General features: G+C 70.2%; 12 protein-coding genes. 7 read left to right on the top strand and 5 right to left on the bottom strand.

The window, feature by feature from the left end:
- The coding region (locus GXW79_RS17420; protein WP_211875721.1) for an energy transducer TonB at positions 1-443 on the top strand (443 nt) is incomplete at its 5' end.
- Positions 444-460: 17 nt separating this feature from the next.
- Positions 461-1,024 (top strand): cob(I)yrinic acid a,c-diamide adenosyltransferase, encoded by a 564-nt coding sequence (locus GXW79_RS17415; RefSeq protein ID WP_211875720.1) that lies wholly within the window; start codon positions 461-463, stop codon positions 1,022-1,024.
- On the opposite strand, the gene msrB is transcribed toward GXW79_RS17415, so the two are convergent.
- The 3 genes from msrB to GXW79_RS17400 all read right to left on the bottom strand — a co-directional run bounded on the left by msrB (position 1,021) and on the right by GXW79_RS17400 (position 5,386).
- Positions 1,021-1,443: a peptide-methionine (R)-S-oxide reductase MsrB gene (gene msrB / locus GXW79_RS17410; RefSeq protein ID WP_211875719.1), complete on the bottom strand. Its 423-nt coding sequence runs from the start codon at positions 1,441-1,443 to the stop codon at positions 1,021-1,023. The two genes, GXW79_RS17415 and msrB, sit on opposite strands and share 4 nt — an antisense overlap.
- An 86-nt stretch (positions 1,444-1,529) precedes the next feature.
- The gene (msrA, locus tag GXW79_RS17405) at positions 1,530-2,075 is read right to left on the bottom strand and encodes a peptide-methionine (S)-S-oxide reductase MsrA (RefSeq protein ID WP_211875718.1); all 546 of its coding nucleotides are present in this window, start codon (positions 2,073-2,075) and stop codon (positions 1,530-1,532) included.
- Positions 2,076-2,122: 47 nt separating this feature from the next.
- Complete coding sequence (locus tag GXW79_RS17400) at positions 2,123-5,386, bottom strand: calcium-binding protein (protein ID WP_211875717.1); 3,264 nt, start codon at positions 5,384-5,386, stop codon at positions 2,123-2,125.
- A gap of 119 nt (positions 5,387-5,505) precedes the next feature.
- Between GXW79_RS17400 and GXW79_RS17395 the strand changes: the two genes are divergently transcribed.
- The gene (locus GXW79_RS17395) at positions 5,506-6,153 is read left to right on the top strand and encodes an MBL fold metallo-hydrolase (RefSeq protein ID WP_211875716.1); all 648 of its coding nucleotides are present in this window, start codon (positions 5,506-5,508) and stop codon (positions 6,151-6,153) included.
- Between the two features lie 28 nt (positions 6,154-6,181).
- Here the strand turns inward: GXW79_RS17395 and GXW79_RS17390 are convergent, their stop codons facing one another.
- Together GXW79_RS17390 and purB are read right to left on the bottom strand one after the other, a co-directional pair.
- Positions 6,182-6,421 (bottom strand): hypothetical protein, encoded by a 240-nt coding sequence (locus GXW79_RS17390; RefSeq protein WP_211875715.1) that lies wholly within the window; start codon positions 6,419-6,421, stop codon positions 6,182-6,184.
- 91 nt (positions 6,422-6,512) lie between these two features.
- Positions 6,513-7,847 (bottom strand): adenylosuccinate lyase, encoded by a 1,335-nt coding sequence (gene purB, locus GXW79_RS17385; protein ID WP_211875714.1) that lies wholly within the window; start codon positions 7,845-7,847, stop codon positions 6,513-6,515.
- A gap of 227 nt (positions 7,848-8,074) precedes the next feature.
- Between purB and GXW79_RS17380 the strand changes: the two genes are divergently transcribed.
- Genes GXW79_RS17380 through GXW79_RS17365 form a run of 4 tightly spaced genes read left to right on the top strand, consistent with a single transcriptional unit; the run spans position 8,075 to position 11,725 of the window.
- On the top strand, positions 8,075-9,223 hold the full coding sequence (locus GXW79_RS17380) for a trans-sulfuration enzyme family protein (protein ID WP_211875713.1): 1,149 nt from the start codon (positions 8,075-8,077) through the stop codon (positions 9,221-9,223).
- A gap of 34 nt (positions 9,224-9,257) precedes the next feature.
- A complete protein-coding gene (locus tag GXW79_RS17375; protein WP_211875712.1) occupies positions 9,258-9,968 on the top strand; it encodes a TIGR04282 family arsenosugar biosynthesis glycosyltransferase in 711 nt (236 codons plus the stop codon).
- Positions 9,965-10,687 carry a glycosyltransferase family 2 protein gene (locus GXW79_RS17370; RefSeq protein WP_211875711.1) on the top strand — a complete coding sequence of 241 codons (723 nt, stop codon included), beginning with the start codon at positions 9,965-9,967 and terminating at the stop codon, positions 10,685-10,687. Before GXW79_RS17375 ends, GXW79_RS17370 begins: the two co-directional genes overlap by 4 nt.
- A 3-nt stretch (positions 10,688-10,690) precedes the next feature.
- Positions 10,691-11,725 (top strand): NAD-dependent epimerase/dehydratase family protein, encoded by a 1,035-nt coding sequence (locus tag GXW79_RS17365; RefSeq protein WP_211875710.1) that lies wholly within the window; start codon positions 10,691-10,693, stop codon positions 11,723-11,725.
- Positions 11,726-11,766 lie beyond the last annotated feature (41 nt).

Here is an 11,766-nt window from a genome sequence, read left to right as displayed (position 1 = left end):
GCCCGCAGCAGGCGGCACCGCGCCCGCCCGCGCCCACCCGCGAAGCCCCGCCGCGCGAAGCGCCGGCGCGCGAGGCCACCCTGCGCCTGCGCATGCCGGGCCTCGAAGGCAACCAGGCGCAGGCGACATCCGGCGGCAGCGCCCGCGTCGAAGGGGCGACCACGACCCCAGCATCGCCCGACCAGCGCAACCCGACGCCGCCTTACCCCTCCTCCAGCCGCCTCGCCGGGCGGGAGGGCACGGTCGCCGTGCGCATCGAGGTCGGGCCCGATGGCAGCGTCACCAACGTTCTGCTGACCGGTTCCGCAGGCGACCCCGCGCTGGACGACAGCGCGCTGGCCACCATCCGCCGCTGGCGCTTCCGCCCGGCGACGCGGGACGGCGTGCAGGTCGCGGCCACGGTCACCACCAACGTGCATTTCCGCCTCGACGGGCGCCGCTGAGGGGCTATATCCGCCCCATGGTCAAACTCGACGTCATCACCACCCGCGGCGGCGACACCGGCGACACCTCGCTCGGCGATGGCACGCGCCTGCGCAAGGACGCCATCCGCGTCGAGGCCTATGGCGAGGTCGACGAGATCAACGCCGCGCTCGGCATCCTGCGCCTGCACCTGGCCGGCGACGGCGAGGCGGATGCCATGCTCGCGCGCATCCAGAACGACCTGTTCGATCTCGGTGCGGATCTCTGCGTGCCGGGGGCCGGGGAGAACCGGCTGCGCATCACCGACGCGCAATGCCTGCGCCTGGAGGCCGAGATCGGCGCGATGAACGCGGCCATCCCGCCGCTGGCAAGCTTCGTCCTGCCCGGCGGCTCCATTGGCGCGGCGCACGCCCATCTCGCGCGCACCATCACCCGCCGTGCGGAACGCCGCGCGGTGACGTTGGCAGACGCCGAGACGATCAACCCTGCCGCGATCCGCTACCTCAACCGGCTGTCGGACCACCTCTTCGTCCTGTCGCGCCGCCTGAACGAGAACGGCGCGAAGGACGTGCTCTGGGTGCCCGGCGCGACGCGGGGCTAGGCCTTCGGCTCGAAGCTCAGCGACACGCCGTTCATGCAGTAGCGCTGGCCGGTCGGCTGCGGGCCGTCGGGGAACACGTGACCCAGATGGCCGCCGCAATTCGCGCAATGCACCTCGACGCGGGTCATGAAGAAGCTGCGATCCGTGGTGGTCGCCGTCGCACCCTCGATCGGGGCGAAGAAGCTCGGCCAGCCGGTGCCGCTCTCGAACTTCGTGCCCGCCTCGAACAGGGCGGTGCCGCAGCCGGCGCAATGGAACACGCCGTCGCGCTTCTCGGCATTCAAGGGTGAAGTGCCGGGGCGTTCCGTGCCGTGCTCGCGCAGCACCTTGTAGGCGGCGGGGTCAAGCTCGGCGCGCCATTCGGCGTCGGACTTCGCGACAGGGAACACGTCAGCATCGGCAGTCTTGGATTTGAACATGAAGGCCTCCTCGAAAAAGGAAGGCTGGGGGAAATGAATTTCCCCCAGACCCCCATTCTTTTATTTTTGCGACTTGGTACCTGAGATCACGCGGCGCTCTGGCGCGGGACGAACCACGCCGAGAACTGCTTGCGGAACTTTGCCACCTTCGGCTTCACGACGCCCTGGCAATAGCCGCTCCAGGGATTGCGCGCGAAGTAGTCCTGGTGCTCGGACTCCGCTGGCCAGAACTTCGCCGCGGGGAGCACGTCGGTTACGATCGGCGCGTCGTAGACCTCCGCCACCTCAGCCATCACCGCGTGGGCCACCTTCTCCTGCTCCGCATCGGCGCAGAAAATGGCCGAGCGGTACTGCGGGCCGGCGTCGGCACCCTGGCGGTCCCGCGTCGTCGGGTCATGGATCGCGAAGAACACCCGCAGGATGTCGGCATAGCTGATCACGGCGGGATCGAAATCGACCTTCACCACCTCGATATGGCCGGTCTGCTTGCCGCACACCTGCTCATAGCTGGGGTTGTCCACATGGCCCCCGCCATAGCCGGAGATCGAGGCCTTCACGCCCTTTAACTCCCGGTACACCGCGTCGAGGCACCAGAAGCACCCACCACCCAGAACCGCGCTTTCCACAGCCATGTCAGCCTCCCTGAATCTCGCTCGGGCGGGAATATGGGGGCGCGCGGTCACGGCTGAAAGATGAAATCCGCCCCCGTAAGGGTGCCTGACTGCAGGCCCACGAAGATGATCCGCTCGCCCTGACCCAGATCGAGCGCGGCGTTTGCCCCCACCTGGCTCATCCGCGCCATCACGCCGGCGAAATCCGCGATCCCGGTGCCCAGCAGCATCAGCCGGTCCTGCCCGGCCACGAAATCCGCCACCACCGGCGCGCCATCGCCCCGCCCGACGATGAACAGGTCAGTCCCCCCCTGCCCCCAAAGGATGTCGTTGCCGGCACTGCCCTGCAACGTATCCGCCCCGTCGCCGCCCAGCAGCGTGTTGAACAGGGCGTTCCCCGTGATGCGGTTGGCAAGCGCGTTGCCAACCCCGAAGGGCGTGCTGCCCACCAGCGTCAGGTCCTCGATGTTGGCATAGAGGTAGAAGCCGTTCGGGCTGTTCGCGATGACCAGGTCGTGGCCCTCGCCGGGGAATTCGAACACCCAATCCACCTGCTGGGTGGCGAAGAAGGTGTCGTCGCCCTGGTTGCCGTACATCAGGTCCCATGCCGGGCCGCCGTCGATGCTGTCATTGCCGCTGCCGCCGACCAGGATGTCGGTCGCGAAATCCCCACCCCCGACCAGCGTGTTGTTGCCGGCCTGGCCGTACATCTCGTCGGGACCATTGCCGCCATCCATCCAGTCATTGCCGACGTCGCCGACCAAATAGTCGATGCCGTCGCCCGCGATCAGCCGGTCGTCGCCCACCATGCCGAACAGCAGGTCGCGCCCCGCCCCGCCCAGCACCGTGTCGGCGCCATCATGGGCGATCAGCAGGCTGGTGCCGGAATTGCCGACGAGGAGGTTGTTGGCGGAATTGCCCACGCCGAACAGGTCTCCCGCGCCCTCCTCCAGCACCAGCGCCTCGACATTGGCGCCGAGATAATGGCTCACCGCTGCATAGACCGTGTCCGCCCCCTCGCCGGCATTCTCCAGGCTGCGGTCGCCCGGGTCGTCGACGCGGATGGCGTCGTTGCCCGGGCCGCCCAGCATGGTGTCGGCGCCCGTCCCGCCATCGATGCTGTCATCGCCGCCGCCGCCCCGCAGCGTGTCGGCGCCCGCACCGCCCTCGAGCGTATCGAAGCCGGCCGCGCCCACCACCGTGTCCGCGCCGCCGAAGGCGAGCACATGGCCGCCGAGCGCGTAGGCGTCGAGCCGCTCGGCTGCGTCGCTGCCCTGCACGCTCTGGGTCAGCGCGGTGCCGAACATCGCGCGCGGATCGGCGACGTCGGAGAGCACGCGGAGCAGGAAATCCGGCGAGGAGAGCCGGCCGTCGCGGTCGAGGTCGATCAGCACCCACCCGCCGGCCGGCGCTCCACCCGCGAGCGCGGGCACCCACCAGACCGTGTAGGGATTGTCCGCCGCGCCGGTGACCGGCAGCGCCAGCCCCGGGGCCGGCGGCGCCCCCACATCGCGCGCCGCGAGGAGCCCGCCGAAGCCGATACTCGCGAAGCCGGCCGGCCCGTTGAGCAGCCCGTCCTCGGCGCCGAGCGCGATGATCTCGCCCGCCGCCGTGTCGAGGTCGGCGAGCAGCGCCATGTTCGCCGGCGGCGACAGCGCGATGCCGAGCGTCAGGTCGACATAGATGTGGTCGACGCCCGCGCCGCCATGCAGCGTGTCCCCGCCCGAGCCTGCGAACAGCGTGTCGTCGCCCTCCCCGCCATCGAGGCTGTCGGCCCCTGCATCGGCCCAGAGCAGGTCGGCATCATCGCCGCCGAGCAGCGTGTCGGTGCCGCTGCCGCCATAGACCTGGTCGTCGCCGACGCCGCCGACGAGCAGGTTGCGCGTCGACGCGTCCTCGCGCTCCGGCATGCCGGGGATGCCGGCGAACAGCACATCCCCGCCGCCGCCGCCATCGAGCGTGTCGGCGCCCGCGCCGCCATAGAGCTCGTCATAGAGGTCGCCGCCGAGCAGGCTGTCCTGCCCGTCGCCGCCGTCGAGCACGTTCACCCCCGCACCGGCGACCAGCGTGTCCTGGCCGCCCATGCCGTAGATTACGTCATCCTGGATGCCGCGCCCGACCAGGCAGTCATCGCCCGCGGAGCCCACATAGCCGGCGAAATCGACCAAGAAGTCATCCACCCCGAGGCGCGGCGTGGTCTCGCCGGCCGCCTGGCCGACGCGGATGAGCATGTCCGTGGCGTCGAACAGGCCGTTGTCGTTGCCGTCGACCCAGACGAGGAAGCGGTAGTTCGGATCCACCGCGAGCGTCCACACCACGTCGGCGAAGCCATCGCCGATCATGAAGGCCGGCATCTGCGGCGTGGTGGCGCCATAGCCGGTGAACGCGAAGGGGACGGGGTCCAGGCTGAAGCGCAGCGGCATCGCAAAGGCGGTGCCCTGCGGCAGCGCGATCAGGTCGCCGCTTGCGACACCCGCACCCTTGAACCCCACGATCATGTCGGTGAGCGTCGGCGCGCTGACGCCGGGGGCCTCGTCGAAGGCGTAGACATCCGCCCCCGCGCCGCCGATCAGCGTGTCGCTGCCCAGCCCGCCGCGCAGCGTGTCGTTGCCGCCGCCGCCGACGAGGCTGTCCTCCCCGACGCCGCCGAGCAGGCTGTCGCCGCCGCCACCGCCGGCCAGCGTATCCGCGGCGCCGCCGCCCAGCAGCGCCATGGCCGCCGCGATCTCGGCGCCGCCTTCGACGCGCAACCAGTTCGCCGTCAGCGCCCGCCCGTCGATCGTGAACATCGCCCCCGGCGCGGGCGTCGCCGAGGAGGCCGTGTTGGCGGCGAGGTCGATGCGGGTATTGCCCGAGGCGAGCTCGATCAGCTCTACGCCGACCAGCGACGTCGCGGTCAGCAGATGCGTGCGGTTGCCATAGGTGCGCAGCGTGTCGCCGCTGCCGGCGCCGCCATCGAGCATGTCGGCGGCGGTGAAGTTGCCGTTCGCATGGAACACGTCGTCGCCGCCACCGCCCAGGATGGTGTCGTTGCCGCCCGCGTTCATGCCGAGGAAGTCGGAGGCGGCGGTGCCGATGCGGCTGTCCGAACTGGACCCGTCGAACTGCGCCTGGCCGCCATTGGGGAAGCCGAAATTGCTCGACCGCAGCGCGCCGAAGGTGACGCCGGACAGCGTCACGCTCTGCCCGCCATGGCTGACGATCAGGCCGCCGGCGCTGTCGAGGAAGCGCAGATTGCCCGCAAGGTCATTCGCCCCGAAGACCAGCTGGTCGTTGAAGGTATTGAAGGCGAACGTCGAGCCGGCGAGAACGGAGAACTGAAAAGAGGCCATCGTCTCCCTCGGTGAGTGCGATGGCCCATTTCCGCAGATGACCCTTGAGATTTAATGAAGACGGCTTCCCTCGCATCCAGGCCCAGGCCACCCTGCGCCGACGCAATCCAGAGGCCCGCATGCCGCTCGCCATCGCCGTGATCCCGGTCACCCCCTTCGAGCAGAATTGTGCCCTGGTCTGGGACGACGCGACGCTGCGCGGCGTGGTCATCGATCCCGGCGGCGACGTGCCCGCGATCCGTGCCGCGATTGCCGAGCATGGCGTCGCGGTGGACAAGATCCTGTTGACGCACGGGCATCTGGACCATGCGGGCGGCGCCGCGGACCTTGCCGAAACGCTCGGCGTGCCGATCCTCGGGCCTGGCATCGAGGATGCCCCGCTACTGGCGGCACTCCCCGAACAGGGCGCGCGCTTCGGGCTGACAGGAATGCGCGCGGTCCAACCCACGCGTTATCTCGCGGAGGGCGAAACCATCGTTATAGGCGAAACGCCCTTCGAGATCTGGCACTGCCCGGGGCACACACCGGGTCATCTGGTATTCACATCGGTCTCACAGGGCATTGCATTTGTCGGAGATGTGATCTTTCGCGGCTCGGTCGGCCGCACCGATTTTCCCTATGGCGATGGCGCTGCCTTGGTGCACGCGATCCGCACCAAGCTGTTTCCGCTCGGCGACGCCATCGAGTTCCTCTGCGGCCACGGCCCGGGGTCGAGCTTTGGGGCGGAGCGACGCACCAACCCCTATTGCGGCGACCCCGCGGCCTGAGGCCGGGACGGATCCCGGCCTCGCTCGTTCAGTAGCGGTAGTAGGGCCGCGGCGCGTAGCCGTAGTGACGCGGGCGCGGCGGCGGGCCGTACACGTAGCGCGGCGGCGCGTAGTAATAGGCCCGCGGACGCGGCGCGTAGTAGCCGTAGTGACGGTGATGGTGGCGGCGCCACCCGTCATGGGCCGAGGCTTCGCTCGGCACCAGGGCGAGGCCACCGAGTGCCATGGCACCGACGGCGAGAACCTTCAGCGAAACGGAACAGGACATCGAAACCTCCTTCGAACGACCCTGATAGAACACCGCAAGCATGGCGAAAGCTTGGCGTGACGATGGCCGTTCCAGGGTCATAAAATCGCGATCAAGGACCGAAAACACGGGCGAAAATCGCATCAACGCTCACGAAGTCGCGCGCCGGGTCCATGGCTGCATCGAGTGCCGCCCCATCCATCAGCGCCGCGACTTCCGGATCCTCCAGAAGATGGGCGCGGAAGTCGCGCGCACCCGCCTCGCCGAGCGTCGTCCAGGTCGCCATCGCGGCGCGCTGCACGGCGGCATAGGCGCCCTCGCGGCTCATCCCCGCCTGGGTCAGCGCGAGGAGCACCTTCTGGCTGTGCACCACCCCACCCAGCGACTCCATGTTCTGGCGCATCCGCTCGGGGTAGATGACCAGCTTCTCCATCATCCCGGTGAGGCGATTGAGCGCGAAGTCGAGCGCTGTGGTCGCGTCCGGCGCAATCACCCGCTCGACGGAGGAGTGCGAGATGTCGCGCTCATGCCACAGCGTCACGTTCTCGAGCGCGGGCACCACGTAGCCGCGCACCAGCCGCGCGAGGCCGGTGATGTTCTCGCTCAGCACCGGGTTGCGCTTGTGCGGCATGGAGCTGCTGCCCTTCTGGCCGGGATGGAAGAACTCCTCCGCCTCGCGCACTTCGCTCCGCTGCAGGTGCCGCACCTCGGTCGCCAGGCGCTCGATGCCCGAGGCGGTGATGGCCAGGGCCGCGAAGAAGGCCGCGTGCCGGTCGCGCGGGATCACCTGCGTCGAATGCGGCTCCACCGACAGGCCGAGTGCGGCGGCCACATGCGCCTCCACGCGCGGATCGACGCTGGCCTGGGTCCCGACCGGCCCGGAGATCGCGCAGGTCGCGATCTCGGCGCGGGCTGCCATCATCCGCGCCCGGTCGCGCGCGAACTCCGCGTAATGGCCGGCGAGCTTCAGGCCGAAGGTGGTGGGCTCGGCATGGATGCCATGGCTGCGTCCGATGGTCGGGGTGAACTTGTGCTCCATCGCGCGCGCCTTGAGTGCGGCCAGCAGCGCGTCGAGATCGGCGATGATCAGGTCCGCCGCGCGCGTCATCTGCACGGCCAGCGCGGTGTCCAGCACGTCCGAGCTGGTCATGCCCTGGTGCATGAAGCGCGCCTCGGGCCCGATCCCGTCCGCCATGTAGGTGAGGAAGGCGATCACGTCGTGGCGCGTCACGCGCTCGATCGCGTCGATCGCCTCGACCGCGGCCGCATCGATCGCGGCGGCGCGTGGGCTGCCCTTGGCGCGGATCACGCGCGCGGCATCGTCGGGGATGGTGCCGAGCTGCGCCATCGCCTCGGCCGCGAGCGCCTCGATCTCGAACCAGATGCGGAACCGTTCAGCCGGCGACCAGATCGCGTCCATCTGCGGGCGGGAATAGCGGGGGACCATGGGCGGTGCGGCTCCGGATCAGTGCGAGGCCGGGAGAGAGGATCACCTCCCGACGCGGTTGTTTCATACTCGCCTGTTCCAAAAGGTGCCGCAATCGCAGCGTAACCATGTCACCCGGATCGGCGTAGCCATCCAGGAGGCCGCAACCTTTGCTCACGCCGCCGCGTTCCCCGCCTCGACACCTGGGCCGCAACGCCCCGGCGCCCGCGCACGACCAGGATGATCGCATGGACCAGCCCCGCCACGCCGTGACCGCTCGTTCCATCGCGGCCCGTGGCATCGGTCCCGCGCCGCAACAGGGCACCGCCCTACTCCCGCCGATGGACATGGCGTCCACCTATCTGCGCGATCCCGACAATGGCTACAGCGCCGGCAGCGTGTATGGCCGCGCCGACAATGCCTCGGTGCGCCACGCCGAGCGGCAGGTCGCGCTGATGGAGCAGGCGCATGCCGGGCTGCTGTTCAGCTCCGGCATGGCGGCGGCGACGGCCGTGTTCACCGCCATGGCGCCGACCCACATCGTGGCACCCACCATCATGTTCTGGGGCCTGCGCGACTGGCTGCACGACATCGCGCGCCACGGCCATTCCATCACCTATGTGGACATGTCCAACCTTCCCGCCGTCGCCGGCGCGATTCGGCCGGGCGAGACCGGGCTGGTCTGGATCGAGACGCCGTCCAACCCGCTCTGGACCATCACCGATATCGAGGCGGTCGCCGGCATCGCCCATCGCGCGGGCGCGATCCTGTGTGCGGATTCGACCGCGGCGACGCCGGTGCTGACGCGCCCGCTCACGCTCGGCGCCGACATCGTGATGCATTCGGCGACGAAATATCTCAACGGCCATTCCGACGTGGTGGCCGGCGTGCTCGCCGCGGCCAGGCCCTCGGCGCTGTGGACGCGCATCGGCGCGCTGCGCGCCCAGATCGGTTCCGCCGCGAGCCCGTTCGACGCCTGGCTGCTCGCGCGCGGGCTGCGCACCCTGCACCTGCGCATGCGCGAGCATTGCCGCACCGGGCAGTTCCTGGCCGAGGCGCTTGACGGCCATCCCGCAATCGCCGAGGTGCTTTACCCGGGCCTGCCGCGCCACCCCGGCCACGCGGTCGCGCGGCGCCAGATGGAGGGCGGCTTCGGTGGGATGCTCTCGCTGCGCCTGCGCGGCGGCGAGGAGGCGGCGATTGCGGTCGCCGCCGGCGTGGAGCTGTGGCAGCGCGCCACCTCCTTCGGCGGCGTCGAGAGCCTGATCGAGCATCGCGCTTCCATCGAGGGTGCGGGTTCGCCTTGCCCCGACGACCTGCTGCGGCTATCGGCGGGGCTCGAAGACCCCGACGACCTGCTCCGCGACCTCCACCGCGCCCTCGCGAGCCTCGGCTAGGCCGGGGCCGCCCTGACCCAGGACCCCCTGCCCCGTGCGCCCCATCGCCGTCGCGATCATCTGCAAGACCCCGAGCCCGGGCAAATCCAAGACGCGCCTGTCGCCGCCGTTACGCCCCGAGGAATGCGCGGCGATCTCGGCCTGTTTCATCGCCGACCTCGCCGCCACCATCGCGGAGGTGGCAGAGGCCACGCCCGCGACCGGCCACGCCGTCTACACGCCGGAAGGCTCCGAGTCCGCCCTGCGCGAGTTGCTGCCGGCAGGCTTCGGGCTGACGCTGCAGGGAGAGGGCGATCTCGGGGCGCGGTTGCTCAAGGGCACCGCGGACCTGCTCGCCGCCGGCCATGACGGCGCGATACTGGTCAATTCCGACAGCCCCACTTTGCCGCCCGCGCTGCTGCGCGATGCGGTGTCGGCGCTGGCCGCGGGGCACCCCATGGTGATCAGCCCCGCAATCGACGGCGGCTACACCTTCATCGGTCTCGCCGCACCGCATGCGCGTCTGTTCGAGGACATCCCCTGGAGCACCGAGGTGGTCTTCGCGCTGACCATGGAGCGCGCCCGCGAGATCGGCCTGGAGCCCGTGGTGCTGGCGCCCTGGTACGACGTGGATGACGCGTCCTCCTACGCAATGCTGGAAGCCGAGCTCGGCGGCGCGCACCCGGACTTCGCCGATGCCGCGACGCCGCTGCGCGACGCGCCGCGCACCCGCGCCTTCGTCGAGCAGCGGCGGGCCGCGTCGTGACTCCGCGAGTCTCGGTCATCATCCCCTGCCTGAACGAGGCCGAGCCGATCGGCGATGTTGTGCGCGACGTGCTGGCCATCGGTGTGCACGAGGTGATCGTGGTCGACAACGGCTCCACCGACGCGACCGCCGCCGTGGCCGCCGCCGCCGGTGCGCGCGTGGTGAGCGCGCCCATCCGTGGCTATGGCCGGGCCTGCGCCGCCGGCGTGGCCGCCATTGACCCGGACGCGGAGATCGCGTGCTTCATCGATGGCGATGGCTCCGACGTGCCGAGCTTCATCCCGGCGGTCGTCGCCCCCATCGCCGACGGTACGGCGGATTTCGTCATGGGATCGCGACTTCGCGGCCATCGCGAGGCGGGCAGCCTCACGCCGCAGCAGGTGCTCGCGGGGCGCATCGCGGGGGTGCTGCTGCGCGGTGCCTATGGCGTGCGCTTCACCGACATGTCGCCGCTGCGTGCGATGCGCGTCGATCGCCTGCGGGCGCTGGGCATGCAGGAACAGACCTATGGCTGGAACCTCGAGATGCAGATGCGCGCCGCCGCCGGCCGGCTTCGCTGCCTCGAAATTCCCGTCGACCATCGGGTGCGGCGCGGTGGCGAGTCGAAGGTCTCGGGCAACCTCGCGGCCGGGCTGAGTGCCGCATGGAAGATCAGCAGCACCTTCCTGCGCCTGGCGGCGGGGCTGCGCCGCGCCCAGCCCCTGACAGCGAAGGCCTGAGCCATGCGCGTGCTTCTCACCGGCGGCGCCGGCTTCATCGGCCAGCACGTGCTGGCCGAGCTTGTGTCGCGCGGGCATTCGGTGCGCGTGCTCGATTCGCTGCGCGCCGACGTCCATCGCGGCAAACCGTGGACGCCGCCCGAGGGCGTGGAGCTCATCACCGCCGACGTGCGCGAGGCCGAGGCCTGCGACCGCGCGCTGGTGGGCGTGGAGGCGGTGCTGCACCTGGCCGCCAAGGTGGGTCTCGGCGTCGATGTGCAGGATCTGCCGGACTACGCCTCGTCCAACGATGCGGGTGCGGCGGTGCTGCTGGCCGCGATGGCGCGGGCGGGTATCGGGCGCTTCACGCTGGCGAGTTCCATGGTCGTCTATGGCGAGGGCCTGGCGCTGTGCGCCGAACACGGGCTGGTCACGCCGGCGCCGCGCCTGGAAGCCTCCCTGGCGGTGGGCGATTTCGAACCGCCCTGCCCGCATTGCGGCAAGCCGCTCGGCGTGCGGCTGGTCGGCGAGGACACGCCTTTCGACCCGCGCAACGCCTATGCCAGCAGCAAGGTCGCGCAGGAATTCTACGCCTCGAACTGGGCGCGGGTGACCGGAGGGTCGGCGGCGATGATGCGCTACCACAATGTCTATGGGCCGGGGATGCCGCGCGACACGCCCTATGCGGGCGTGGCGGCCATCTTCACCTCGGCGCTGCGGGCCGGGAAGGCGCCGCGCGTCTTCGAGGATGGCGGGCAGCGGCGCGACTTCGTGCATGTGCGCGACGTGGCCGCGGCGACCGTCGCCGCCTGCGAGCAGCACACGAACGGCGTGGCGGCGTTCAACGTCGGTTCCGGAACGCCGCGCACGGTGGGGGAGATGGCGCGCGCGCTCTCCGCTGCGCTGTCGGGTCCCGAGCCCGAGGTCACCGGGCAGTACCGGCTCGGCGATGTGCGCCACATCACAGCCGACAGCTCGGCGCTGCGCGAGCGGCTTGGCTGGCAGCCGCAGGTGCGCTTTGAGGATGGCATGGCGGAGCTGGCGCGCGCTTCCGCCTGAGTCGATTTCGCTGCCATTTAGCCAAGTATTTCAGTGTTTTG

The sequence above is a fragment of the Plastoroseomonas arctica genome (assembly GCF_018128965.1).
GTDB classification, from domain to species: domain Bacteria; phylum Pseudomonadota; class Alphaproteobacteria; order Acetobacterales; family Acetobacteraceae; genus Plastoroseomonas; species Plastoroseomonas arctica.
This window is presented reverse-complemented; position numbering and strand designations above follow the sequence as displayed.